This is a genomic window from Allorhizocola rhizosphaerae, from assembly GCF_003426775.1.
Lineage (GTDB): Bacteria > Actinomycetota > Actinomycetes > Mycobacteriales > Micromonosporaceae > Allorhizocola > Allorhizocola rhizosphaerae.
Genome location: NZ_QJUG01000121.1, coordinates 1 through 25,145, shown reverse-complemented (window position 1 = coordinate 25,145; position 25,145 = coordinate 1). Strand labels below are relative to the sequence as shown.

The following is a 25,145-nucleotide window of genomic DNA, read 5'->3' as shown; positions in this document are numbered from 1 at the left end:
TCGGGCGACCCCGGTTTCGCCGAGCTGGTCGAGCGGGTGCGCGACGCCGACCTGGCCGCGTTCGCCCATCAGGACCTGCCGTTCGACCTGCTGGTGGAGCACCTCAACCCGGCGCGTTCGCTGTCGTGCCACCCACTGTTCCAAGTGATGCTCACGGCGGAGAAGAGTGAGCCGTCCACCATGCGGCTGGGCGGCATCGCGGTCGAGGCCGAGTCCGCCGGCATGCCGGTGGCCAAGTTCGATCTGTCGTTCTCCTGTGCGGACTCCCGCGACGCGGCGGGCCGTGCGGCCGGGGTGGAGGTGTGGCTGGAATACGCCACCGACCTGTTCGACAAGGCGACCGCCCAGCTCGTGCTCGACCTGTACCTGCGCGTGTTGCGGGCTGCCGCCTATGACGAGCCGATGCCCGAGGCTCCCGAGCTTGCCCGAAAGTCGACCATGAAGTTGGCGTCGCGACGCGCCGTCGAACATGGACGTCAGTTCATGATCGACGGGAAGGGTGGCGACGCTGGAGAGGGGGGTTCGGCGCGGGTTGGGGTGCTTTGCGGGTTGTTTGCGGAAGTGCTTGGGGTGCAGGCGATCGCGCCGAACGATAACTTCTTCGACCTCGGTGGGCACTCGCTGCTCGCCGTGCGGCTGGTGAGCCGGATCCAGTCCGTGCTCGGGGTGCGGGTCGAGATCCGGGACCTGTTCCAGGCGCCGACCGCAGCCGGGCTTGACCGGCGGATCGCGGGCGGGTCCGGCGGCGCGGAAGCGATGGGTGTGCTGCTGCCGCTGCGCGCCGAGGGCGATCTGCCACCGCTGTTCTGCGTGCACCCGGCCGCGGGCATGAGCTGGCCCTACGCCGGGCTCACCCGGCACCTTGGCAACGCGCAGCCCGTGTACGGCCTGCAAACCCGGGCGCTGACCCAACCCGGCTATCGCGCGGCGAGCGTCGACGAAATGGCCGACGATTATCTGGCGGAGATCCGTGCGGTCCAGCCCACGGGGCCTTATCGCTTGCTGGGGTGGTCGTTTGGCGGACTGGTCGCGCATGCCATCGCGGTACGGCTGCAAGCGATGGGGGAAACGGTGGAACTGCTCGCGTTGATGGATTCCTATCCCGTGCCCCCTGAAGAAGGAGAGCGACCACTGTCCGACCGCGACATCCTGGAAATGCTTGTCGGCGAACCGGAAGCGGACTCCTTCGAGCGGTTCGACCCGGATGCGGTTGTGCGGGTGCTTCAGCGGCGCGAGCCGGTGCTCGCCGGGTTTGCCGGGTATGAGGTGGCCGCGCTGATGGAGGCCGCGATCAACCACGCGGACATCATGCGCACCCACCGCCCACGGGTCTTCGCCGGGGACGTGCTGTTCTTCACCGCCGCGGCGCACCGGGGCGCCGCCGCGCCCACATTCGACAGGTGGACCTGCTTCGTGGAAGGGAGGATCGACAACCACGACATCGACTCCGCGCACTTGCAGATGACCGAACCGGAGCCACTGGCCGCGATTGGGTCCGTCCTTTCCGGACGGATGGCCGAACTAGAGATGACACCCGCAGCATAAGCGTAAAGGAGAAGCCATGGTGAATCCCTTTGACGACAACGACGGTACCTTCCTCGTGCTCACCAACGACGAGGGCCAGCACTCCCTGTGGCCGGCCTTCGCCGCGGTCCCGGGTGGCTGGACCGCCGTGCACGGCACGGCCACGAGGCAGGAGTGCCTGGACTACATCGAGGCTAACTGGACCGACATCCGACCCAAGAGTCTGGTCGCGCAATACGTGTGACATGCGAGCCCGGTGCCCGCCGCTATTCCCAGCGGCGGGCATCGTTGTTTCTGCCGAGCGTTCTGCCGCACCAACTTCCGTTGGTAGCACGCAGTGAATCCTATTCTCGAAAACGTGCGACTCAACGTTCTGGTTAGCGGTACCGCATCGGATTCCCACACCTGGAATCTGGTCTACCTCCAGCTGTTTCTGGAGGCGATGGGCAACCGCGTGGTCAACCTGGGCCCGTGCGTGCCGCCGCAGCTGCTGGCCGGCCGGTGCCTGGAGCACCGACCCGAGCTCATCGTGCTCAGCAGCGTGAACGGGCACGGCTACCAGGACGGCCTGCGCGCCATCACGCGCGTGCGGCAGGAGCCCGAGCTTGCCGGCGTGCCCGCCGTCATCGGCGGCATGCTCGGCGTGGCCGGGGAGCGCGACGCGGCAAGCGCCGCACGGTTGTGCGAGGCCGGGTTTGACGCCGTGTTCGACGACGGCAACCTGGAGGCGTTCGAACGGTTCCTGGCCCGTCTGGCGGGCACGCCCGCGATCGCGAGCCACGGGAGGGCCGAGTCGTGACGGTCTCGTTCGGACAGTTCGTGGCGAGTGCGGGAAGGCTTGTCGTGCAACCGCGGATGGGGTTCAGCGATCCGCGCCAGATGCGCTCCGGGCTGGAGCACACGAAGTTCGCGGCCGCCACCACCGTCGGCACGCTGACGCTTGACAGCTACACGCGCGTGGGCGACCACGACTCGGCCAGGCGTGCCGTGGCCGATGGTGTGGCGCTCAACGGGTACCCCATCGTGACCTATCCGGTCGAACTCACGCGCGAATTGCTCGCCGGCGTGGCCGACGAGACGTTTCCGGTGCAGGTGCGGCACGGGTCCTCGCGACCCCAGCGCATCATCCGCGCGCTCACCGCGGCGGGGCTCGACGCGACCGAGGGCGGGCCGGTGTCGTACTGCCTGCCCTACGGACGCACGCCGCTGCGCGACTCGGTGGCCAGCTGGGCCGAGAGCTGCGAGCTGCTGGCCCGGCTCGTCGAGCCGGGACGGGTACCGCATCTGGAAAGCTTCGGCGGCTGCATGCTGGGCCAGCTGTGCCCGCCGAGCCTGCTGGTCGCGATCAGTGTGCTGGAGGGTCTGTTCTTCACGCAGCACGGCATCGACAGCATCTCGCTGAGCTATGCGCAGCAGACCGACCCGACACAGGACGAGGAGGCCATCCGCGCGCTGCGCCGGCTCGGCGCCGAGTTCCTTCCCGTGCGGGCGGACTGGCACGTGGTCGTCTACACCTACATGGGCGTCTATCCGTTGTCGGCGGCCGGGGCGCGCCGGCTGCTGGAGACGTCCGCCGAGCTGGCCGTCAGGTCGGGCGCGCAGCGCCTGATCGTCAAGACCGTGGCCGAGGCGCACCGCATCCCGACCATCGAGGAGAACGTGCGGGCGCTGGAGACCGCGGCCACCGTCGCTGTAATGACCACTGTGGACAGTGCGCGTTCCGGTCCGGACACCGGGATTTACGCCGAGGCGCGCACCTTCGTCGAGGCGGTGCTCGAACTGCACCCGGATGCGGGTGCGGCGCTGCTCGCGGCGTTCTCCCGCGGGTACCTCGACATCCCTTATTGCCTGCATCCCGACAACGCCGGGCTGTCGCGCAGTTACATCGACGATGCCGGGTGGCTGCGTTGGTCGGCGGCCGGCCGGATGCCGATCAGACCTGCGGCGGCGCCGCGCGACAGCGCCGGGATGTCGCCCGCGCGGCTGCTTTCGGCCCTGAACCACGTAGCGCGCAAGTTCGACCACTCAAGCCAGGAGGCGAGATGCATCCCATAGATGACAACCGTGGCATGCCGGGACCGCTCGCGGAACATCTGCGCGCGCCCGCGACCAAGGCGGCGATGCTCGTGCAGCAGGAGGCGCTGCAGGCCGCACGTGACTTCCTGCGGGGCCGCGACTTCACCGAGCTGCTGCCACCACTGATCGGGCCGGTCACCGACCCCGGCGGGCGGGGCGCCAAGGCGCTCGACGTCGACTATTACGGTAACCCGTACAAGCTTATGACCAGCGCGATCCTCTACAAGCAGGCATCGCTGCGCGGCTTCGAGAAGCTGTTCTACATCGCGCCCAACGTGCGCGTCGAGCCGGTCGAGACCGCTTCGACCGGACGGCACCTGGTCGAGTTCCACCAGATCGACGTCGAGATCGCCGGGGCGACCCGCGACGACGCGATGGAGGTCGCCGCAGGCATGCTCATGTTTGTCGTCGAGCGCGTGTGGCAGAACGTGCCGGACGTGCTGCGCGGCCTCGGCCGCGACCCGATCGTGTTCCACGAGCTTCTCCAGGGCGGCTTCGAGCAGGTCACCCACGCCGACGCGGTTGAGCGCCTGCTCGGCCAGGGCCACCCGCAGAGCCCCGACGCGGAGATCGACTGGATCGGTGAGGAGCTCCTGTCGCACAAGGCGGACCGGCCGTTCTTCATCACCGACTATCCGAAGGGCTCGCGCGGCTTCTACGACCGTGAGGACCCGGACCGGCCGGGGCTGCTGCGCAACTTCGACCTGATCGCGCACGGCGGTTATGGCGAACTGGTCAGCGGCAGCGAGCGTGAGTCCAACTACGCCACCATCGTGACCCGCATGCGCGAGAGTGGTGAAAACCCCGCCAAATATTCCTGGTACCTCGACATGGCCCGCGAGGGCATCCCGGCCAGCGCCGGATTCGGCATGGGCGTGCAGCGGCTGGTCCGCTTCCTCACCGGGCTCGACGCGCTGTGGCAGGTCAGCGCCTACCCCAAGCTGCCCGGGATGGTGGCGCCATGACAAGCCTGACAGCGCACGGCTTCCCCGAGCAACATGTGCGTGCCCGTGCCCGCAACGGCACGAGCGAGGTGTTCCCACCCGCCGGTTCCTATGGCGCGCAGCTGTTTGGAGCGACGATAGACGAACTGGACGAGGCACGGCTCGTGCCGCCCGTGTTCATGCCCCAACGGCTGGAGAAGCTCATCGAGCTGGGCCGCGAACCCATGCACGACGACGTGGACCTGACGACCGGCATCGGCGGCTTCCGCGCGGCGCTGCCGGTCTATCTGTCCGCCTTCGGCTCCACGCGGGCCGGAAGCGGTGACCTCAGCGTGGCCGCGAGCCGCCAGGCGGCACGGCTCGGCATCCCGATGGTCATCGGCGAAAACATGGTGCCGGTGCACGGATACCGCCGCAACGGCGCGGGCTCGGCGATCCTCGCGCGCATCCGCGAATACATGGACGCGTGCGATGACGCGACCGGCGGTGTCGTGGTGCAACAGTCCACAGAGGACGCCGACTGCGAGGTGTGGCACCTCATCTACACCGACCCGACGGTGCAGCCGCTGCTCGAATCCGGGCGGCTGGCCTTCGAGCTGAAGATAGGCCAGGGTGCCAAGCCCGGCCTGGGCGGCATGACCGTGGTCGGTGCGCAGGAGGCGCAGCGGCTCGCCGGCCGGTTCGCCGTGCGGGAGGTGCTCGGCGAGGGCGGCTGGCTGCGGTGCGCGAGCCCAGGCACGTTCACCGAGGAGATCGTGCGGCAGCAGCTTCGCTTCATGCGCAACAACTTCCCGAAGGCCCGCGTGTGGGTGAAGTTCCACCCGGGGCGGGACATCGCATGGGCGGCGGCCACCGCGTGGCGCGCCGGGGCCGACGCCGTCACCGTGGACGGCGCGGAGGGCGGCACCGGTTGGGCGCCAAGGGTCTTCCTGGACCAGGTGGGCCTGCCGCTGCATGAGTGCCTGCGCCGCATCGGCCGCCCGGAGGGTTGCCTGCTCGTGTCCGGGCGGATGTGGGAGGGCGCCCGCGCGGTGCGCAGCCTCGCGCTGGGCGCGACCGCCGTCGGGCTGGGCCGGGCCGCGCTGCTCGCGGTCGACGAGGACCCGGACGAGGGCCTGATCCGCCTGGTGGACTGCCTCGCACTGGAGGCCCGGCTGCTCGTCAGCGCACTGGGCAAGTACTCCGTGGCCGCGCTCGGCCCGGACGACGTCTGGCTCCCACAGTCCACGCAGGAGCGGCTTGCCGAGCCTGTTCGGATTGGAGCGCCGGCATGACCGCGTTGGCGAGCGTGGGGTGCTACCTGCCCGAGCTTGGCGTCGATGTGCGCGCCATCGGGAAGGCGGCGGGCGCGGACGACAAGACCGTGTGGAAGTTCGGCAAGCTGTTCGGGCTCGACACCGTGCGCCGCGCGCCGGAGCACGACATGCGGGGCATCATGGCGGGCGCGGTGCGCGCGTTGCCGGGCTTGCGCGGCAACGAGAGCCGGGTCCGGTATGTGATCGGCGCGCGGACCATGTCGACCGCTGTGCGCGCCGACCGGTACCCCATGGAAGAGGTTTGCCAAGAGTTCGGCATGACCAACGCGGTGGCGTTCACCCTGGGCCAGCACGGCTGCGCCACGGGGCTGCTCGGAGTGTATCTGGCCGGGCAGCTGCTCGCGGCCGACGCCGATCCGGACGGGCTGGCGCTGGTGCTCACGGGCGAGAAGACCCACCCGGTGATCCAGATGATCCCGGAGAGCGCGGTCATGGGCGAGTCCACGGCCGCCTGCCTTGTGTCGGCAAGCGGTGAGCACGACCGGCTGCTCGGCTACGCCACGCGCACCTGCGGCCAGTGGACAAGCGTCCCGCCCGACCCACTCGACGCCGATTTCCTCAAGGAGCACAACGAACTGCTGGCCGACGTCATGCGCGAGGCGACCGACGCGGCAGGGGTCGGCCTCGACGACGTGGCCATCATCCTGCCGCACAACGTGAACCGCCTGACCTGGTCGTGGACCTGCCGGGTGCTCGACCTCCCGCTGGAGCGGGTCTATCTCGACAACATCCCGGTGACCGGGCACTGCTTCGCCGCCGACCCGTTCATCAACCTCGTCCATGCCCGCGACGCGGGCCGGCTGCGCCGTGGGGACACCTACCTCATGGCGGCCGTCGGCCTCGGCGCGACGTTCTCGGCCGCAGTGCTGCGCCACTAGACCGGAAGTGAGGAACCCATGTCAACCTTCCTCGAAGGGGTGAAGGTCGCCTGTACCGGCTCGGCCGCGACACCGCTCGTCCTGCTCGGCAACTTCGAGGTGGAGGACGAGTGGGCGCGCGACGAGGTCGGGCTGCCCAGCGTGGCCGGCCGTGCGTCGGCCGCGATCGTCAACCGGATGGACGAGTTCGCCGTGCTGCTCGCGGGCGGCGGCGACTACGTCGTGCTGAAGTCGGCGCCGGACCCCGACTACCTGTCCTATCTGGACGGCCTCGGGTTGGACCTGCCCACCATCCTCGTCACCGATGGCCAGGATCCCGCGAACACGGTCAGCGTCGACGCATTGCGCTCGCCGCGACTGCTCAGCGAGCTGAAAAAGCTTGACGCCCACCTGTTCCCGCACGGCATGTCCACCGTGGAGGAGCAGCTGTGTGAGCTAACGGGCCTGGCCCCGGCGCTGCCACCGGCCGCACTGGTCAAGTCGGTCAACAGCAAGATCTACAGCCGCCGGGTCGCCACCGAGCTGGGCTTGCCGCAGGCGCATGGCTGGGCGTGCGAGACCGTCACCGAGTTCGCCGCCGCCGCTGACGCGGCCCGTGCGTCGCTCGCCGCCGGTCGCCGGCTCGGCATCAAGGACGCGTTCGGTGTGTCCGGCAAGGGCATCATGGTTGTCGACGACGAGCGCCGGCTCGACCAGTTGGTGCGCATGGTGACCCGGCGCGCCGAGCGCAGCGGCGACCAGCGGATCGCGCTCGTGGTGGAGGAGTGGGCCGACAAGGCGCTCGACCTCAACTACCACTTCACGGTCGGCCGCGACGGCTCCGTGCGGTTCGACTTCGTCAAGGAGGCGATCACCGAAAACGGCGTGCACAAAGGACACCACATCCCGGCGCGAATCTCACCCGAGCACTACGCGCAGATCGTCCAATGTGCCCAGCTGCTCGGCGAGCGCCTTGCGGCCGACGGCTTCCACGGCGTGGTGGGGGTCGACGCCATCACGACCCGCGACGGCGGCCTGCTGCCCGTGCTGGAAATCAACGCCCGCAACAACATGTCGACCTACCAGACCCGGCTCCAGGAGACGTTCATGCGTCCGGGCATGGTGGCCCTGGCACGGCAATACCACTTGACGCTCATGGGCCACGTGAGCTTCGCCCAGATGCGGGACCGGCTGGGCGGGCTGCTGTTCACCGGGCAGCAGGGTTTGCTGGTCAACAACTTCGCGACCGTCAACGCGGCGGCGACAGACGATGGGCGCTCGTACAGCGGCCGGCTCTACGGGCTGCTGATCGCCCACTCCGAGGAGGAGCTGACCGCGCTCGACGCAAGCATCGCCGAACGCGTGCAAAAGGAGGAACTCGTCAATGTCTGAATACACCGTGCAGGGCATCGCCATCACCGAGCTCGCCGAGCGGTTCGGCACACCGATGTACGTCTACGACGCAGACATCATCGCGCGGCAGTTCCGCGGGCTGCGCGAGCGGCTGCACCCGTCGGTGGAGATGTTCTATTCGCTGAAGGCCAACCCGAACATCAGCATCTGTGCGCTGTTGCACTCCATGGGCGCACGGGCCGAGGTGTCGTCGCTGACCGAACTCATCACCGCGCAGCGGGCGGGCGTGCCGGCCGAGCAGATCATGTTCTTGGGGCCGGGCAAGAGCCGTAACGAGATCACGGCGTGCGTCAAGGGCGACGTCACGCTCATCTGCGAGTCGTTCGGCGAGCTCGCGCTGATCGACGAGATCGCGGGCGGGCTGGGGGTCACCGCGCGGGTGGTGCTGCGGGTGAACCCGGCGTTCGCGGTCAAGGGCAGCGGGCTCACGATGGGCGGCAAGCCGCGCCAGTTCGGCATCGACGAAGACGCGCTGCTGTCCACATCGGACCTCGCGGGCACCTATCCGTCGGTGTATCTCTGCGGCTTCCAGGCCTACATGGGCACGCGCTTCCTCACCGAGGATGTGATTGTCGAGAACACCGCGCGCATCCTCGAACGCGCGGAGGCGCTGTCGGAAAAGCTGGGCATCCCGCTCGAAGTCGTGGACGTCGGTGGCGGCCTGGGCGTCGCCTACTTCGACGGCGAGCGCGACCTGGACGTGGCCGCGCTGACCGAGCAGCTCAACCCGGTGTTCGCCGCCTTCGCCGACCGGCATCCGCAGACGCGGCTGGTGATGGAGCTCGGGCGGTACCTGGTGGGCCACGGCGGAATCTACGCCGTCGAGGTGCGCTACGTGAAGGAGTCGATGGGTGAGCTGTTCGCGGTCGCCGACGGTGGCACCAACCACCACATGGCCGCGGTCGGCATCGGCTCGTTCGTCAAGCGCAACTTCCCGATGCGGCTGCTGTCGCGGGAGGGCTCGCCCGAGACCGCGCGCTGGAACGTGACCGGCCCGCTCTGCACACCCAACGACACCCTCGGCAAGGCCGTCGAGCTGCCCGCCGACGTGCGGCCGGGCGACGTCATCGGGGTCGAGCGGTCCGGCGCCTACGGCCCGACCGCGTCCCCGGTCCACTTCCTGAGCCACGGCTATCCGGCCGAGGTGCTCGTCCACAACGGACAGGCGCGCCTGATCCGCTCCCGCGACGACGCGGAAAGCATGCTCGCTTCGCAGATCCTGCACCAATTCACTACTGAGGAGAACTGAAATGACTGTCACTGTTGCCACTGCCGAGCGTCAGGAAATCTTCGACGCCATCGTGAGCGCGCTTGACGAGGTGCTGCGCCAGGACCTCAGCGGCGTGACCGAACAGACCCGGCTGTTCGACGACCTCAACCTGGACTCCACGGGTGTGCTGGGCCTGTTGATGGCGCTGGAGGACGCGCTGGACATGCAGGTCGACCCGGAGAGCCTGGAGCAGCGGCACCTGGAAAGCGTTGGCGCGCTTGCCAGTTTCATCGCCGAGAGCAGGTGAGCCATGCCGGTCTTGCAGCGCCTCGGGCAGCCGTGCGGTCCGGCCGCGCCGGGCGCTGCCCGACCGGCACTGGAGCGTGTGGTCCCGTTTTCCTTCGGCGGCGGGGCTGTGCCCGAACACATCGGACCGTTCCGGGAGCACATGGAGTCGCTCTACGGTCCGTTCGACGATCCGTCGTGGTTGGAGCGTGGCACGTTTGTCGGCTACCACGAGATGGTCCGGGTGATCGCCACCGAGCTGGCCGGGGGACTGGCCGGGGTCGATTTGGCGATCACCGTGGATGCCCGGCCCGACTGCCGCCTGCAGAGCATGCCGGGAAGCATTATTGCCCGGCTGGTACCGGGTGAGCCGCTCATCGTCGGGATATCCGAACAGGGGGTGGCGGGCCCGTTTCTGGCCCTGCGCATCGCCTTCGACCGGATCGCGCACGGTGGTTCCACCCGCGCACTCATCCTGATCATGGAACAGGCCACGCTGCCGCCCGACAGCGCGCCGGTGCGACCGTCGCGCGACCTGGCGGTGGCCCTGTTGGTCGGCCCGGACGGCCCGATCCGGCTGGGGCGTCCCCAGATCAGCGTGACGCGGGGCGATGGTCCGGTCCAAGCGCACACCGCCTGGCCCGAGCATCCGTGCGCGGGCGCCTGGCTCGCCCTCGCTTCGCACTTGAGCGAGGGTGGCCTGGCCGAAGGCGAGATGGTCGTCGCCGACCGCGATCCGGTGCTGCCGTATGCGTGCAGCGTCACGCTCTCACGGAAGGGGCCGTAGAGATGAGCACCGCACTATCCGTCGATCAGCAGCACTATCGTGCCGTCGCCTTCGCGCACGGCGCCGCCGCGGCGCTCACGTTGCTGCACGCGGAAACCAGCGCCGGGGTGCTTCCGGCCGGCCCCGGTGGGCACGTGTTCGTGCCCGAGCACATCGAGTCGGCGTGCGACCGATACGAGACCCCCGACGGGCCGCGCGCCCGTGACGGCGCTCGCGAGGAGCCGTTGGGCGGGGTGTCGGCGGGCCTGGTGGCGCTTCGCATCCGAGGGGCCGGCCCGACTCATGGTGGCGCGTGGCCGTCGGGTGTGGCGTGGGTCCGGCTCGGCCTGGCCGAACGGCTGCTGGGTCAGGCGACCGAGCACCTGCGCCACCGCACCGTGCAGCAGACGGCGACGCTCAATCTGCCGTTGGTGCGGGCGATGCTCGCCGACGCGGCGGGCGGGATCGCCGAGGCGGCCGCGCTGTTCGCCGCCGCGCCCGGATCGCCCGCCCTGCACCGCATCCATCGCAGCCTCGACGAGGTCGGGCGGCTGTGCCTGCACCTGTTCGGCGCGGTGGGGTTCCTGGCCACCGGGCCGGGCGGCGACGTGCGCGCTTCCGAGCTGCTCGCCGACGCCTACACGCCGGAACGGCCGGAACGGGAGGGGTCATGATGGACTTCCTTGACGAGCTGCGCGCGTTCGCCCGTGAGTCCGCGGACGTGTTGCGGCGCACCACATTGGACATCGATCGCGATCCGTCGCTTGTGGACGGTGTGCTCGGCGGTGCGCTGCCGTGGCGGCACGTGGGCATGCCCGCCGAGTACTACCCCGACCCGCCTGTCGTGCAGGGGCGGCCGGTTTACCTGGACTCTTGCGTGGAGCAGGTGACGGTGCTCGAAGAGCTGGCCCGCGCCGACGCGGGCGCGGTGCTCGCGCTGCCGGGCCCGGCCATGTCCGGGTTCGTCGTCGCGGAGATCGCCGACCAGCGGCAGCGGGAGCGGTACTACGGCATGCTCGCCGAGCGTCCAACGTGGACGTTTTTCGGCATGACTGAACCATCGCACGGGTCCGACCCGGCAGGCATGGCGACGAATGTGACCGGTGGGCTGCTCAACGGCGTGAAACGCTTTGTGGGCAACGGCGCTCGTGCGCGCATCGGGGTCGTGTTCGCCCGGCGCAGCGCGGGCCCACTGGGCATCGCGGCTGTTTTGGTCGAGACGGACCGGCCCGGGTTCGCGGGCGTGCCACTGGAAACCCTCGGGCTGCGGGCGCTTGCGCTCAGCGAGCTGCGGATGCGGGATGTGCCCGTCGAGGTTGGGGATTTGCTCGGGCATCACCGGTCCGCGACGCGGCAGGGGATGTGGGCGGCGGTGCGCACGTTCAACCGGTACAGGCCGGTGGTGGCGTGCCTCGCGCTCGGCGTGGCCCAGGCCGCGTTCGACTACGTCGTGGACAACCGGCGGCTCATGCGGGTGGCGCAGCGGCATGTGCTCGACGGCTTCGCCGAGCGCCTGCACGGGGCACGGGCGCTGGTGCTCGCGGCGGCCCGGTCGGCCGACGACGACCCGGGCGACGGCACGCTCGCGTCGGCGGCGAAGATCCGGGCGACCGCGCTCGCGGAGGAGATCACCACCGCGGCGGTGCGCTTCTTCGGACCCGGGGCGCGATGGGAGCACCCGCTGCTGGACAAGTGGCTGCGCGACGCACGGGCGTTCGAGTTCATGGAGGGCACGAGCAACATCCAGCGGCTCAACCTCGCCCAGGGCTACCTGAACGGACGGCTCGGTCATGCCCAGGCTGCCTGAAGGCGTTGACGTGTGGCACATCCGGCTCGACGCCGGGCCATCGGCGGTGGACCGGGCCGCGGTGGTGCTTGACGCGCACGAGCTGCGCCGCGCGGGCCGGTTCCGTGAAGCGCTCGACGCCAGGCGTTACGTGGTCGCGCACGGCGCGATTCGTTGCGTGCTCGGTGAGTATCTCGGGGTCGCGGCGGGCGCGGTGTGCTGGACCGCTGGGGTGCACGGCAAGCCCGCGTTCACCGGGCCGTGGAGCCGGTGGCAGTGGAGCATGAGCCGCTCGGCGGGGCACGCGCTGCTGGCCGTCCGCGCGGCCGGACCGGTGGGTGTGGACATCGAGCGCATCGGCGATCGCACGCCCGCGATGGCTCTCGCCGACCGCTACCTGCCGGAAGAGGAGGCCGAATTCGTCGCGGCACAACCTGATTCGAGTGCGCGCCGCATGGCGTACCACAAAATATTGGCCCGGAAGGAAGCCTGCGTGAAGGCATCCGGGGGGCGGTTCCTCGAAGGGTTGCGGTTGCGGGTGCTCACGCCGCCTCATGGCCGCGGGAGTCTCGCCTCGGAGGCTGCGGCCATGTCCCGTGGCCTTCTCTCGCGCCCGCCAGGCCGTGTGGGCACGGTCGTCGGCACGGGCGCGTTTGCCGGCCACCGGTGGGACCTGCGTGACCTGCCCGCCCCGCAGGGATTCGTCGCCGCGCTGGCCACCTCGGGCCGCGCGGTCGAGCGCGTGCGCTTTTACGAATGGGAAGCCGCCGCGCAGCTGCCGGGGCAACCGCCTCGCAGCCGTCCACCCAATGGATACGGTGCTATTCAACTGGTACCGGGGGAGTGAAGGAGATGGACTCAAACAATGATTGGGTCGGCCTGCGCGCCGTAGGGCGCGACCCGCACACCGGCCAGACCGTGCACGTGCGGTTCACGCCGTCCGAACTACCGGTGCTGACCTCACACCCGGCGTACAAGAAGGCGGCCATCCGGGCCGCCGGCCGGGCACTCGTCACCATGGGCCGCTCCTATTTGGGCGGTCATCTGGAAGTCCGCTGGGATCTGCCGACCGTGAGCGGCAGCGCCATGGCGGTAAGCGAATACCTCGCCGCCACATGGGCGGTCGAGCACGCACTACTCGCGGCCGGTAGACGCCGGCCTCCCGACCGAAACTAGTGATGGGGAAACCACAGACATGAGCGTTGAGGCGGCGGAGCGGCCGCAGATCCACTGGAGAAAGGTGATCGCGCTCGTCGGCGGCAACGGCCTGTCGCTGGCCGGCGATTTTGTGCTGCTCGTCGCGCTGAGCTGGACGGCCGTCCAGATCGGCGGGGCGGGCACGGTCACCGCGATCATGCTCGCGGAGACCCTGCCCCGCGCGCTGGTGCTCATCTTCGGCGGCGCGATCGCCGACACGCTCGGCCCGCGCATGGTGCTGCTGCGCACGACCGGGGCACGGTTCGCGGTGCTCGCGATCGGCACGGTCATCGTCCTTAATGTCCACTCGTTCTGGCCGTTGCTGTTCATCGCCGTCGCCGAGGGTGTGCTGCTCGGCCTGTCCAGCCCGTCCACCGGTTCGCTCATGCCGCGGCTGGCCGACGGCGACCACCTGGCACGGGCGAACTCGTTGTATGGCACGGTTTTGCGGCTCGCACCCATCGTCGGCGCGCCCATCGGCGCGGCGCTCATCGCCACCGGCCGGCTGTGGGTCGCGATGGTCGTGGTCACCCTCACCTGCGCGGCACAGTGGGGCACACTCCTCTACGCCACCAAGGGAATCGAGCGGCCCACGGTGCGGGAGGGCGACGACAGCCTGTGGCGGCGGTCGGGCGACGGCTTGCGGCTGCTGCGCGCGAACCCGCGGCTGCGCCTGATGTTCGTGTCGGCGTTCTGCCTCGACCTCGCGTTCGGCTGGCCGTTGGAGGTCGCGCTGCCGTTGATCGCCGATCAGCGGGAGTGGGGCGTGGCCGCCGTGGGCATCGTCGTGTCGACGTTCGGGATCGGCGCGCTCGCCTCGGGCGTGCTGGGCGCGATGATCGCACACCGTATTCCGATCATGATCCGGCTGATCGCGAGCGGTGTCGGCATCGCGGCCGGCATCGTCCTGATGGCACTCATGCCGTCCGTGGTCTCCCTGGCCGTTGCGAGTTTCCTGGTGGGTACCATGTGCGGCCTCAACGGTCCGGCGATCGTCACGACATACCAGCAGGCGGCGCCCAAGAACGCGATGGGCGCGGCGATGTCGACGCTGTCGCTCAGCGGTGCCGGCACGGGTCCGTTCTCGATCGCGTTGTTCAGCGGGCTGGCGTTCGTGATCGGGGTCGAGGTCACCTGGATCGTGTGTGGCGTGGTGGCCCTGATAGGCCCGATCGCGGCACTGCTCGCGCTGCGCCACCCGATCGCGGACGAGCCTGCGCCTCAGGTGGAGCTCGAAGCGCGTGAACCGGCCCTGGTGGGCGCCGCCCGCTGATGGAATGCGCAGATGCCCCGGGCTCGCTGGAGCCCGGGGCATCTCGCGACTCAGTTGGGGTTCGCGAAGTAAAACCGGCGATAGCCCGCCAGCAGGCCCTCGTCGGAGAGCGTGAACACGTCAACGAACTCGGCCTCGATGTGACCGGTGAAGCGGCCCACCGCGGCCACGCAGTCACCGTCAGCAATAATCTTGTAGATCTCATGTTTGCACGCCGGCGTGGCGATGTTGGCGTGCAGCCGCAGCACCTCGGCCCGCCCGTGCCCGTGCGGCGCGTCCGGCCGCTTGACTTGCACATGCTCGTCGAGCAGCGACGCGTACCCGTCAATGTCACCGGCATCGAGATATTCGTATGACAGCCGGACGTGGTCGATTCCGGCCGCGGTTATGGCCGCTGTTGGCGGGGATCTTCTACGGCCAATCATGGGAACTGTCCTTTCGAACGGATGGTGATGACACACTGTCCACCCGCGCGATAACCGCCCGCTATCACCTTCCTATCACCGGCGAAGAGTCTCCCTTCAACCTGCCTTGAGCTGCTCCGATTCGAGCCGCCCGCCGGCTCGCGGCATGAGTCGGCACTTGCCAAGCAGGAGTAGCTTTAATTTATGTCAATGTCGCCCCGAGAGGAACTGGGCCTGCGGGCGTTCGCGTTCCTGCTCGGTGTCGGCGCGCTCGTCATAGCGGCGCTCATCGTGGTGGGAAAGATGCCGGTGATCGTCAACGGTGTGGCGACGGACAGCATCTTCATGCGTGTCATGTTCGTCTTCCTCGGTGGCGGCATGGGCCTGGCCTTCATCACCCATTCGGTCCTCGGTGACGGCGGCCTTCCTAAGGTTGTGCCGCCGCACGAGCCTGGGGTGGGTTTGCTGAGACGCATCCGGTCGCGGGTCCGGGCGACGGCGGTGAGGATCCTGTCGGTGCTCGAAAACGTTGGCCTGGGCGCACTCGTGATCGGCATGGCGGCGTTCATGGCGACGTTTATCGTGGGTGTGGTCTTCCAGATTGGACGTTGGATCTGGCACCTTGTCTTCTGAGCCTGCGTGCCGCTAGGCCGTGTTCAGAAGTGGGCTCGTGAAACTGTCGTATGGTTTTGGCACTATGCGGTGCCATGAGGACACAGGTGACGTTTGACTGTGCCGACCCGCACGCCCAGGCCAGGTTTTGGGCGCAGGTGTTCGGCACTATCGTCGAAGATCATTCGATGCCGGTCGACCAGTTGGTAGCGCATGGCCGGATGCCGTCAGACGACCGGATCCTGATCGAGGGCCGCTCCGCGGTCCGAGAGGTGGCGGCATGCAGTGATCCGGCGGGGATCGAGCCGCGGCTGTTCGGCACGACCTGACAGACGCGCAGTGGGCCACGGCCGTGGTGGGCGATGCTGCCGCCGAGCTGCCCCCGCAACCGCCGCTGAGCAGGGGTTTTGGTGCTTAACCTGGTGATTCAGAAGGCCCGGCAAGCATGTCGGGCGGACCAGATCACACAGAGAGGTGACCACATGAACTTCCAGCCAGGCGAGCGGGTCTGCCAGCGCAAGTCGCTCAAGAAGGTCCGTGTTCTGCAGCGGCCGGCTCCGAAGGCGTCGTCCGCTGCCAAGCAGTGATCCACGGTAGCGCGCGATGACCGACCGCGGTGGGGTGCCGCCGGCACCCCACTGCCGGTCCTTTGACAGAAAGGAGGGGCTGACCGTGACTCGAGCCAAACTCATCGCATTCGCGGGCCTGGACGGAGCCGGGAAGACGACACAGGCCGAGCTGACCGCCCGCTGGATGCGCCAGCGCGGGGCCAGTGTCACGGCGGTGACCTCCGTCGGGCCTTCCTTCACCAAGCGGGTCCTGTCCGACGCAGCCGCCGAGCTGGGCCTGCCCGACTACATGGATCTGCTCGGGGCCGACATGACCCGCCTGGTCGGCATGATGGTCCGCTATCGCGATTGGACGCAGACCCTGCTGCCCGCCCTCGCGGTGGACGAGTTCGTGGTCGTCGACCGTTACCTCGCGTGCTTCTTCGCCTCGGTGCGGGCGTTGGGCACGAACAACGAGCAGCTGCTGCGCACCATCCTGCGCGCCCTTCCCGAGCCGGATCTCACGATCCTGTTGCGCGTCTCGCCGGAGACGGCCGTGGCAAGGCTGCGCAAGCGTGCCACCGACGACGAGCGGTTGGAGTATTTGACCGCCATGGATCAGGCTTACGCCACACTCCCGGACTACGGGGATTTCGTCACGGTCGACGGTGATGCCGAGTCGTGGCAGGTGCAGGAGCGCATCCAGGCCGCGGTCGGCGACTGGTTGCGCGGCGAATACGCGCTGGCCGGATTGGGGAGCCGCGATGATTGGCAGTGAGGCGCTCCGCGGGTTGATGTGCCGGCGTGGCGTACCGGAGTCGGTGGATGACGCCACGCTGCTCGCGCTGGCGCGCGACCCGGCACACAAGCTCGCCGCCACCCTGTTGAGCGCTTGGGCCGCCGAGGGCCGGGCGTTGCCCGTGCGACAGCGCGAGGAGCTTGACAACCACCGCAGCCGGATCGAGCGGTACGAGCGGGCATGGTCGTCCATTGTGGACGCCGCGCCCCAGGCCTACGTGGTGAAAGGGCCGAGCATCGCGGCCCACTATCCGGCGCATCTCGTCCGCGCCGCGGGAGACCTCGACGTCGTGTGCCGCCGCGCTGACGACCTCTGGGCCGTGGCCGTGCGGCTGGTCGAGCAGGGTTGGGAGGTCGCCGCCACGACGGTGCAACTGTCCGAACGCGACGGTCTCGACATCCTGCTGCAACTGCAACAGCCGCCCGACAACGCGCTCGGCGTGCCCTACGTCGTCGATCTCACCACCGCCGATGTCGCGACAAGCCTGCGGACACGGGCGCATCAGCTGTCCAACCGGGACACCTCGCCGCTTGCCACGAGCGCGATCGCGCTGGTCGCCGAGCGCTGGGAGCGGCGCTTCAACTCGCGCGACGTGCTCGACCTGTATCTGCTGGAGCGTGCCGCGACACCGCAAGACATGGCCGCGCTGCGGATCGGGCTGGCCGAGAGCGGCCTCGGTCGCGCCTACCGGCAGCTGACCCGCGCCGTGGACCGCTCCGGACTCGTGTCAGAGCACCGTGCCCGGCTCGACGCACCGTCGCGTGTGGACATTCGGCGGGTGGCCGACCGCACCAGGCGCTGGATGCACCCGGTGCGCGCGCTCGGATACCTGGCCGCAACGACGGTGGAGGACGAACGAGGCCCGTTGGTGGACCGGATCGGCCAGCTCGTGCACGAGCGCGCGGGCGCGCGCCGGCTGCTGTCGCTCGGCCTGCCCCTGTTTGGCGTGCCGCTGTCCCACGACCCGGCCGGTGTCGGCCTGCGCCTGACCGATCAGGGCGGCCAGCTCGTGGCCCACACCCCGGTCGGCTCCTTCATGCTCGTCGGTGCGGCGTGCCGGGCCGAATGGCTGCCGCAGGAGGTGGCGGCATGACGCACCCGGCCGTGCTCACCGAAAACCTGACGAGGGTGTACGCCGCAAGGCGCTCAGCCACCACGGTGACCGCATTGGACAGCGTCTCGCTGCGCATCGAGCATGGGGAAGTGCACGGGCTGCTCGGCCCCAACGGCGCGGGCAAGAGCACGCTGATGAAGCTGCTGTCCACCGTGCTGCTGCCGACCTCCGGGCGTGCCGAAGTCTGCGGGCACGACGTCGTCACCGCCACCAAGGCCGTCCGGCCGCTGATCAGCGTGGTGTTCGGTGGCGAGCGTGGGCTCTACCCGAGGCTGAGCGCCCGGCAAAACCTGATGTACTGGGCCGCTCTCTACGGCGTGTGCGGGCGCGTGGCCGCGACCCGGGTCGAGGAGCTGCTGGACCGGTTCGACCTGCGCGACCGGGCGAGCGACCGGGTGGAGACGTATTCGGCGGGCATGCGGCAGCGGCTGCACCTGGCGCGCGGGCTCATCGGCAACCCGCGCGTGCTGCTGCTCGACGAGCCGACCAATGCGCTCGATCCCGCGGCGGCGCTTCGATTGCGGCAGACCATCACGGAAATCGCGGCACAGGGCCGTACCATATTGATAGCAACACATGACATGCATGAGGCGGAGCACATCTGCGACCGCGTCTCGCTCATCGACCACGGCCGCCTCATCGCCACGGAGAGCCCGCACGCGCTCGTGACCCGCGTCCAGGTGCCCACGCTCGAAGACGCCTATCTGAGCCTGGTTGGGCCGTCGTCGTGAGTGTGGTGTGGCCCGCGGTGCGGCTGCAGTTTCAGTTGCTGCGCACCAGCAACGACTATCTGCTCGAACTGGTGCGCGCGCCGATTCTGGGGCTGGTGCTGCTCGCGCTCGCGGCCTACCACGACCGGCCGGACCTCGTGCCCAATGCCGTTGTCGCGCCGGTGATGGTGGCGCTGTGGGGGACCGGCCTGCTGGCCGCGGGCGAGCTGATCGACGTCGATCGGGAGCTCGGCCTGCTGGAGCCGCTCATCGCCACGCCCGCGCCGTTTCCGTCGCTGTTGCTGAGCCGGGTGGCGGCGACGAGCGCGCTCAACGGGGTGGTGCTGGCCGAGGTCTGGCTGGTTGCGGCAGCCACGGGTGCGCCGATTTCGGTGCGTCACCCGCTGGTGTTCGTCGGGGCGTTGGTCGTGACGGCCTTCGCCATGGTGGCCGCGTCGCTGTTGATGGCAACGCTGTTCCTCGCGACCCGCACGGCGCTGCCGTTCCAGAACTCGCTAACCTACCCGTTGCTCGTGCTCGGGGGCGTGTTCGTGCCGGTGGATTCGCTGCCCGGATGGCTGCAGCCATTGGGACGCCTGGTGTTCCTGTCGTGGAGCTCCGACCTGCTGCGGGCGAGTCTGCGTCCTGAGCCGGTGGCGCAGCCGTTGGCGCGGATGGGTGTCGTGATTGGACTGGGCGGGATCGCGCTCGGGATTGGGCTTCTCGTGCTGCGGCGGGTGTTGCGGCGGGTGCGGGCTGACGGATCGTTGCGGTTGACATGATTACGGCGCGGATCATCTGGTACTCGGTGTGCAGCGGGCTGGCCGACTACACGCTCATTTTCACGTGGCGCACGTGGCTGTTCGGGTGGTATCTGCGCATCCTCGCGCAGGTGCTGTTCTTCGCCTCGATCGGATGGCTGTTGTCGCCCAACGACACGCGCTATCTTTTGGTCGGCAACGCGGTGGCGATGATGAGCGTGCACAGCCTGTTCACCACGTCTTCGACCGCCTGGGAGCGCAGGTGCGGCACACTGCCCCTGATCGTCGCCTCACCGGCGCGGCCCATCGTGGTGCTCGCGAGCCGCAGCCTGTACTGGATGGCAGAGGGGTTTGTCTGCGCACTGGGCAGCATGCTGGGCGTGGGCTGGCTGCTTGGTGTGAGCCTGCCCCTGGAACAGGTGCTGTGGTGCGTGCCGCTGTTGTTGCTGATTGGGTTGAGCACCTATGCGCTCGGGCTGTTGCTCGGCGCGCTCGTGCTGAACCGCACGGATCTGCGCAACGTCGTGTCCAATGCCGTGACGGCGGCGATGATGGCGGTGTGCGGGGTCAACGTGCCAGCCGAGGCGTTCGGCCCGTTTGCCGGGGCGGTCGCGCAACTGCTTCCGCTGACGCACGGGCTCGCGGCCGTGCGCACGGTCCTCGATGGCGGACCGGCACAAGTCATCGCGGCCCAAGCGATCGCGGAAGCTGCCGTCGGGGTCGCGTGGTTTGCGGCTGCGGTTGGCGTGTTGCACTGGATGCAGTGGCGCGCCCGGCGGGACGGCAGCATCGTGTTCGCCGAGTAGGGTTTTCAGGTGCCGACCGCGCCGGCGTAGTCGCACAGGCCCGAACGTTGGCGTTGGCCGGTTTTGCGCATGAGGCTGGCGACGTGTTTTTCCACCGTCCTATGTGACAGATAGAGCCGCTGGGCGATTTCCCTGTTGCCGCAACGTTCGGCCAGCAGGAGCAGTACCTCGTATTCGCGCACGGTCACTCCCTGCTGGCGCAGCCGGTCGGGCACCCGGTCGTGTCCCGCGCGGCGCTGCGGGGCGCGTTGGCCGGCGCGGCGGATCAGTGTGCGGCAGGCGGCGCCGATCAGCGTGGCCCCGATCTGTTGGAAATGCTCCTCCGCCGTGCGGAGCCAGAGAACCGGCTCACCCCAGCCGTGCGCGAGCGCTGATTCGGCGGTCAGGCGCAGCCCGAGCCGGTGTGCGGTGGGGAAAGGTTCGGCCGCCGCGCATGCTTCGCCGAACGCGGCCATGGCACGCGTGTGGTCGCCCGCTTCGCCGTGCAGCACGGCGTCGGCGAAGTGGATGAATTGCTTGTTCCAGCGCAGGGCGGCCGCCGGGTGAGCGGCGATGCCTTCGAACTCCTCCCGGCTCGCCGCGCCTTCGAGCACGTCCAGCAACACGGCCAGCCCGTACCGGCCGTACTGGTAATAGATGGTGCCGCGTTCGTCGTCGAAGGCGCGGGCGGCGGCCAGTTCGGCCCGCGCGGCTGGCCGGTCCTCCTCCATGAGCGCGCAGAAGGCCCGGCACAGTCCAAACACGACCGGCATGTGGTAGGAGTCGGCACCACCCCAGCGGTCGTAGTCGCTCAGCGCCGCTTCCATTTCCGCTCTCGCACCGCGATGCGCGTGCGCGGCCGCCTTGACCGCCAGCGCGTAGCGCACCTCACCGAGCTTGCCGAAGCGGACCATCGCCGCCTCGCACTCGGCCGCAACGCGGGCCGCGTCGGTGTACCGTCCAAAAAAGACATCATGCATGGCAAGCGTGATGTCGGCCTCGTAGCCGGTGAGCACCGCACCCATCGCCCACGCCGCCCGGCCCGCCTGGCGCAGTTGCTCGCTTTCGCCGGTCTGGATCATCCGGTTGGCGGCCAGGCGGATCGCCGCCCGGATCCGCCACAGCGGCAGCCGGTGCTCCTCGGCGACGCGCACGATGTGCAGCAGGTGCCGGTCGGCGGCGTCGAAACCGTGCCGCCGCGCCAAGAGGGCGAGCAATTGCCTTGCCCGGCAAACAACTTCTGGCAGTGGTACCCTTTGCGCCGCCTCTGCGGCACGCAACGCCACCGCTTCGGCGTCGTCGGCGCGTCCCTCGCGCAGGCTCAGCACGTGTGCGTGGACGACATCGACCGCTGCGAGTTGTTCGGGAGCCGCGTCCGGGCCGAGCAGCATGCGCGCGGCAGCGATCCGGTGGGCCGCGTCGGCGCTGCGACCGCCGTGCAGCGCCATCCAGCCGAGGCGCGATTGCAGTGCGATGGCCTGTGCGGTGGTCAGTTCGGGCGCGGCGAGGGTGCGATCGACCAGGGCCTCGGCGCGGTCGTATTCGCCGGTCTCCTCCAGCGCGGCGAGCAGGGATTCGAGTGCCTCGAACGCCATGGTGGGGTTCCCTTGCGCGAGGCACAGGGTGAGGGCCTGCTCCAGCGAGGTGGCGGCCGAGGTCGCCGCGCCCTTGGCCAAGGCTCTCGATCCGGCGCGGAGCAGGAGGGCTGCCGCTACGGCCGTGTCGCCCGCGGCCAGGCGCAACCGTGCCGCCACATGGCAAAGCTCGCCGGGCAGGTCCGGGTGTGACCGTTCGAGCGCTTGCGCGGCCGTGCTCGCGAGGCGGGCACGGTCCGAAGTGGACACTTGGCTCAGCAACGCGTCGGCGGTCAGCGCGTGGCGAAACGCGTACCATCCCGCGTCGGGCCGCACCAGGTACGCGTCAACGGCGGCGTGCAGGAGTTTCTCGGCGGTATCGGCGGACAGGCCCAGCATCTCGGCGAGCACTTGGAGTGGGAAGCGGGTGCCGACCACGGCGGCGGCTTCGAGCAGGCGCTGCCCGTCCGGGCCGAGCCGCCCGGCGCGGTCGGCGACCGTGCGCACCACGGAAACTGGCACCGGGCCGGACAGGTCATGCGCGCAATGCCATCCAGACCCGTCGTTGCGCAGCATGCCGTTGGAGACGAGACCGGCCAGGAGTTCTTCTATCACAAATGGTACGCCGTCGGCGTCGCGCTGAAGGCGCTCGGCCAGTTGGGGCGGGAGGTCCGCGACGCTGGCGCGCAGGCAGTCGGCCGCAAGGCGGGCCACCTGCCGGCCGGTCAGCGGCGGTAGTTCGAGCAGGTGGGCCTCGTGGTCACGCCGAGTTCGGAGGGCCAGGTCCGGCGCGGCAGAGGCGCCACTGCGCATGGACGCGAGGAGCAGCAGCGGAAGCCCGGTGAGATTGCCCGTCAGATAGGACAGCACGTCAAGGGTTTCGGCGTCGGCGTCGTGCAGGTCCTCCAGCACGAGCACGAGCGGCCGTTCGCGTGCGAGCAGCCCGAGCAGCCGCAGGACGCCCTCGGCGAGCACGACGGCCGGCTCGCCCGAACCGTTCTGGTCGTCGCGACGCCACTCGGGGAACAACCGGGACAGCGCGGGGCGAAACGGCTCGATGTGCGGGCTCGCCGGGATGGGCCCGGCGCGCAGACGGGCGTTGAGCGCCTCGATCAGCGGACGGAACGGCATCGCCGCGCTGGAGGCGGTGGCGCGTCCCGATAGGACGGTCATCCCCGCGGTGGTCAGGGCGTGGCCGGCCTGCCGCACGAGCCGGGTCTTGCCGATGCCCGGCTCGCCGGTCAGGAACACGGCCCTGCCCTGGCCGAGCCGGGCACGGCCGGCCGCGTCAAGGATCGTCTCAAGCTCGGTCTCGCGTCCAATGAGGACGGATGAGGTTAACCTGGTCGCTGCTTGCATGCGTGCGTCGATGCCGCGGCCGGCCGGATCGTGCCGGTCTTACAGGTGACCGTTGCCGCAGCCGCCACACCCGTCCGGCCACGGATCCACCGCCACGACAGTCCCGCCATCCCGTTTGGGCGGTGCGGGATCGGTCGGTGCGGCAGCGGCAAACACCCCCACCGTGGCCAGGGCGGCCGCGGCTAGTACTCCCAGGAGCCGACGCTTGAGCGTCATGCTTCCCCCCTTAATCGTGAGAGATCTTCCGCATCGTAGGCGCGGAAGGCCAGGGGTTGGGTTGCCTGTGGGGCTGCGGATTGGTGCGCTTGGCGCCGGTACTGGACAAAAATATGGGTGCGGCACACCCATGTCGCCGATGGCGGCGGCCAAGAGCATGGCTCGCATGTCAACCATTACCCCATCCCGGCGGCGGGCAGCCTGGCTCGGCAGAACGACCGCCATCGCGTGCGCGGCCGCACTGGCCGTAGGCGCCGGCGCCAGCCTGGCCACCGCCAAACAGTCACCAGCCCCGGCTCCGGTCACCCAGGAGGAGGTGACCGAGATGATGAAGGCCATCTACGCGGACGCGGGCGATGCCGTGCGTTACTCGATCGTCTTGGCGGCCGCCGAACCGGAGCGGGCGTGGCCCGAGGGCAGCATCGAGGCCCAGCTGGCGGGCGCGTTCAAGAAGATGGATGCGAAGCGGAAGCACGGCTACCAGGAGGCGGCCAAGTCACTGCTCGGCAAGCCGAGCGTACATTTTGGACAATATGGCAAGCAGGCGCCCGCTGAATTCCGGGGCTTCGCGAGGGCCTATCAGGACAGCCCGCTGCCCGTCGACGGCGTGAAGCTCGGCAACGCGCTGAAGACGCAGAAGCTCGTCGCGCCGCAGGCCAGGGCCATGCCGGGCAGCGATGGCGGTGCCAGCGACGCGCTCTGCCGCGAGTGTGACCCGCCGGACTGTGAGCTCGTCAACTGCGACCCGACGCCGACCTCGCCGAAGCCGAAGACCGGCCTGAAGTTCATGATCAGCAAGGTGGTCTGCATCGACGAGACCGGCAGTGGCGTGACCGAGTGGGGTTCGGACGAGATCGCCCTCGGCGGAGTGATCGTCACGCCGGGCGGGGAAACGGTACAGGTCAACGCGTACGAGATCCCGCAGGCCTTCGATGACGGTACCGTGTGGACCTTCTACAACCGTGGGCACACGTTCGGCAGCTACGACCTGCCGCTGACCTATCCCGGGGTGTATACCGCCACGGTGTCGCTGACGGAGGTCGACGCCGGTGGGTTCGCCAACGTGCTCAACACGATCTGGCAGCAGGTGCGGGCGACCGTGCAGCAGAAGATCTCCGAATGGGTCGGCCAGGTGCTCGACCCGATCGTGAAGAGCCAGCTCATCCGGCAGGCCCTGGCATCGCTGGCGGGCTGGTTCGGGGTCGATCTGATCAACTGGATCGTCACGTCGTTCTACGATGACGTGTTCCTCCAGGCGGGCAGCTCGCAGATCACGCTGAACAGCATCAGCGACACCCTGTCCAGTGGGGTGTTCCGCTTCTCGGGCCACGACGGCACCTACGACGTCCACTACTACTGGACCTGGCGCCGGTAGTTCGGATCGCGTGTTGAAGCAGGGGTCGCATTGACATGTGGCGATGCGACCCTGTAATAGATGAGCATGGATATTTTACGTCCGTTAGGTGTGATCGTTACCGCGGTCGCCACCGTCCTGCTGGGCATGGGCAGCCCGGCCTCTGCTGCACCACCGGCCCAGATTCTAGGCGCCGAAAACCCGAACGCCATCCCCGACAGCTACATCGTCGTGTTCAAAGACGGCGTGTCCGTCACGAGCG

At 69.1% G+C, this 25,145-nt stretch carries 27 protein-coding genes and 1 pseudogene; 25 read left to right on the top strand and 3 right to left on the bottom strand.

Annotation, left to right across the window (positions count from 1 at the left end; translation table 11 throughout):
- From DM816_RS24660 to DM816_RS24585, 16 genes are all read left to right on the top strand, one after another.
- Positions 1 to 1,545, top strand: a 1,545-nt coding sequence (locus DM816_RS24660) for a thioesterase domain-containing protein (RefSeq protein WP_246002195.1), incomplete at its 5' end; no start/stop codon positions are given.
- Between the two features lie 16 nt (positions 1,546 to 1,561).
- A complete protein-coding gene (locus tag DM816_RS24655) occupies positions 1,562 to 1,768 on the top strand; it encodes an MbtH family protein (RefSeq protein ID WP_117212776.1) in 207 nt (68 codons plus the stop codon).
- Positions 1,769 to 1,882: 114 nt separating this feature from the next.
- Entirely contained in the window at positions 1,883 to 2,323 is a 441-nt protein-coding gene (locus DM816_RS24650) for a cobalamin B12-binding domain-containing protein (protein WP_211588836.1), read from the top strand.
- A complete protein-coding gene (locus tag DM816_RS24645; protein WP_117212775.1) occupies positions 2,320 to 3,579 on the top strand; it encodes a methylaspartate mutase in 1,260 nt (419 codons plus the stop codon). Before DM816_RS24650 ends, DM816_RS24645 begins: the two co-directional genes overlap by 4 nt.
- The gene (locus tag DM816_RS24640) at positions 3,567 to 4,565 is read left to right on the top strand and encodes an asparagine synthetase A (protein ID WP_117212774.1); all 999 of its coding nucleotides are present in this window, start codon (positions 3,567 to 3,569) and stop codon (positions 4,563 to 4,565) included. The genes DM816_RS24645 and DM816_RS24640 overlap by 13 nt, the downstream gene beginning before the upstream one ends.
- Positions 4,562 to 5,818, top strand: coding sequence for a glutamate synthase-related protein (locus DM816_RS24635; RefSeq protein ID WP_117212773.1), 1,257 nt, complete (start codon positions 4,562 to 4,564; stop codon positions 5,816 to 5,818). The genes DM816_RS24640 and DM816_RS24635 overlap by 4 nt, the downstream gene beginning before the upstream one ends.
- Positions 5,815 to 6,738, top strand: coding sequence for a 3-oxoacyl-[acyl-carrier-protein] synthase III C-terminal domain-containing protein (locus DM816_RS24630; protein ID WP_117212772.1), 924 nt, complete (start codon positions 5,815 to 5,817; stop codon positions 6,736 to 6,738). The genes DM816_RS24635 and DM816_RS24630 overlap by 4 nt, the downstream gene beginning before the upstream one ends.
- Positions 6,739 to 6,756: 18 nt before the next feature.
- Positions 6,757 to 8,109, top strand: coding sequence for a preATP grasp domain-containing protein (locus DM816_RS24625; protein ID WP_117212771.1), 1,353 nt, complete (start codon positions 6,757 to 6,759; stop codon positions 8,107 to 8,109).
- The gene (locus tag DM816_RS24620) at positions 8,102 to 9,379 is read left to right on the top strand and encodes a type III PLP-dependent enzyme (RefSeq protein WP_117212770.1); all 1,278 of its coding nucleotides are present in this window, start codon (positions 8,102 to 8,104) and stop codon (positions 9,377 to 9,379) included. Before DM816_RS24625 ends, DM816_RS24620 begins: the two co-directional genes overlap by 8 nt.
- A 1-nt stretch (position 9,380) precedes the next feature.
- Positions 9,381 to 9,647, top strand: coding sequence for an acyl carrier protein (locus tag DM816_RS24615; protein ID WP_117212769.1), 267 nt, complete (start codon positions 9,381 to 9,383; stop codon positions 9,645 to 9,647).
- Positions 9,648 to 9,650: 3 nt separating this feature from the next.
- A complete protein-coding gene (locus DM816_RS24610; protein ID WP_117212768.1) occupies positions 9,651 to 10,412 on the top strand; it encodes a hypothetical protein in 762 nt (253 codons plus the stop codon).
- A gap of 2 nt (positions 10,413 to 10,414) precedes the next feature.
- Positions 10,415 to 11,065 carry a hypothetical protein gene (locus tag DM816_RS24605; RefSeq protein WP_117212767.1) on the top strand — a complete coding sequence of 217 codons (651 nt, stop codon included), beginning with the start codon at positions 10,415 to 10,417 and terminating at the stop codon, positions 11,063 to 11,065.
- A complete protein-coding gene (locus tag DM816_RS24600) occupies positions 11,062 to 12,198 on the top strand; it encodes an acyl-CoA dehydrogenase family protein (protein ID WP_117212766.1) in 1,137 nt (378 codons plus the stop codon). Before DM816_RS24605 ends, DM816_RS24600 begins: the two co-directional genes overlap by 4 nt.
- On the top strand, positions 12,182 to 13,024 hold the full coding sequence (locus tag DM816_RS24595) for a 4'-phosphopantetheinyl transferase family protein (RefSeq protein WP_117212765.1): 843 nt from the start codon (positions 12,182 to 12,184) through the stop codon (positions 13,022 to 13,024). Before DM816_RS24600 ends, DM816_RS24595 begins: the two co-directional genes overlap by 17 nt.
- A 5-nt stretch (positions 13,025 to 13,029) precedes the next feature.
- Positions 13,030 to 13,353 (top strand): hypothetical protein, encoded by a 324-nt coding sequence (locus DM816_RS24590; protein ID WP_162907792.1) that lies wholly within the window; start codon positions 13,030 to 13,032, stop codon positions 13,351 to 13,353.
- A gap of 19 nt (positions 13,354 to 13,372) precedes the next feature.
- Positions 13,373 to 14,647, top strand: coding sequence for an MFS transporter (locus DM816_RS24585; RefSeq protein WP_117212763.1), 1,275 nt, complete (start codon positions 13,373 to 13,375; stop codon positions 14,645 to 14,647).
- 50 nt (positions 14,648 to 14,697) lie between these two features.
- Here DM816_RS24585 and DM816_RS24580 read toward each other — a convergent pair whose 3' ends face one another.
- Entirely contained in the window at positions 14,698 to 15,072 is a 375-nt protein-coding gene (locus DM816_RS24580; RefSeq protein WP_117212762.1) for a nuclear transport factor 2 family protein, read from the bottom strand.
- Positions 15,073 to 15,261: 189 nt separating this feature from the next.
- Between DM816_RS24580 and DM816_RS24575 the strand changes: the two genes are divergently transcribed.
- From DM816_RS24575 to DM816_RS24545, 7 genes are all read left to right on the top strand, one after another.
- Positions 15,262 to 15,684: a hypothetical protein gene (locus tag DM816_RS24575; protein ID WP_117212761.1), complete on the top strand. Its 423-nt coding sequence runs from the start codon at positions 15,262 to 15,264 to the stop codon at positions 15,682 to 15,684.
- A gap of 74 nt (positions 15,685 to 15,758) precedes the next feature.
- A complete protein-coding gene (locus tag DM816_RS24570; protein WP_117212760.1) occupies positions 15,759 to 15,992 on the top strand; it encodes a VOC family protein in 234 nt (77 codons plus the stop codon).
- Between the two features lie 343 nt (positions 15,993 to 16,335).
- Positions 16,336 to 16,989: a dTMP kinase gene (locus DM816_RS24565; RefSeq protein ID WP_162907791.1), complete on the top strand. Its 654-nt coding sequence runs from the start codon at positions 16,336 to 16,338 to the stop codon at positions 16,987 to 16,989.
- Positions 16,976 to 18,103, top strand: a complete 1,128-nt coding sequence (locus tag DM816_RS24560) for a nucleotidyltransferase family protein (RefSeq protein WP_162907790.1) — start codon at positions 16,976 to 16,978, stop codon at positions 18,101 to 18,103. The genes DM816_RS24565 and DM816_RS24560 overlap by 14 nt, the downstream gene beginning before the upstream one ends.
- Complete coding sequence (locus tag DM816_RS24555; protein WP_117212757.1) at positions 18,100 to 18,855, top strand: ABC transporter ATP-binding protein; 756 nt, start codon at positions 18,100 to 18,102, stop codon at positions 18,853 to 18,855. Before DM816_RS24560 ends, DM816_RS24555 begins: the two co-directional genes overlap by 4 nt.
- On the top strand, positions 18,852 to 19,616 hold the full coding sequence (locus tag DM816_RS24550) for an ABC transporter permease (RefSeq protein WP_162907789.1): 765 nt from the start codon (positions 18,852 to 18,854) through the stop codon (positions 19,614 to 19,616). The genes DM816_RS24555 and DM816_RS24550 overlap by 4 nt, the downstream gene beginning before the upstream one ends.
- Positions 19,613 to 20,401, top strand: a complete 789-nt coding sequence (locus tag DM816_RS24545; RefSeq protein WP_117212755.1) for an ABC transporter permease — start codon at positions 19,613 to 19,615, stop codon at positions 20,399 to 20,401. The genes DM816_RS24550 and DM816_RS24545 overlap by 4 nt, the downstream gene beginning before the upstream one ends.
- A 5-nt stretch (positions 20,402 to 20,406) precedes the next feature.
- On the opposite strand, the gene DM816_RS24540 is transcribed toward DM816_RS24545, so the two are convergent.
- Both DM816_RS24540 and DM816_RS42845 read right to left on the bottom strand, forming a co-directional pair.
- Positions 20,407 to 23,313 carry an ATP-binding protein gene (locus tag DM816_RS24540; RefSeq protein ID WP_117212754.1) on the bottom strand — a complete coding sequence of 969 codons (2,907 nt, stop codon included), beginning with the start codon at positions 23,311 to 23,313 and terminating at the stop codon, positions 20,407 to 20,409.
- Between the two features lie 39 nt (positions 23,314 to 23,352).
- Positions 23,353 to 23,529 (bottom strand): hypothetical protein, encoded by a 177-nt coding sequence (locus DM816_RS42845; protein ID WP_162907788.1) that lies wholly within the window; start codon positions 23,527 to 23,529, stop codon positions 23,353 to 23,355.
- 166 nt (positions 23,530 to 23,695) lie between these two features.
- Between DM816_RS42845 and DM816_RS24535 the strand changes: the two genes are divergently transcribed.
- Together DM816_RS24535 and DM816_RS24530 are read left to right on the top strand one after the other, a co-directional pair.
- Positions 23,696 to 24,904, top strand: a complete 1,209-nt coding sequence (locus DM816_RS24535) for a hypothetical protein (RefSeq protein ID WP_162907787.1) — start codon at positions 23,696 to 23,698, stop codon at positions 24,902 to 24,904.
- A gap of 60 nt (positions 24,905 to 24,964) precedes the next feature.
- Positions 24,965 to 25,145: pseudogene (locus tag DM816_RS24530) on the top strand (hypothetical protein); the annotation flags it as partial.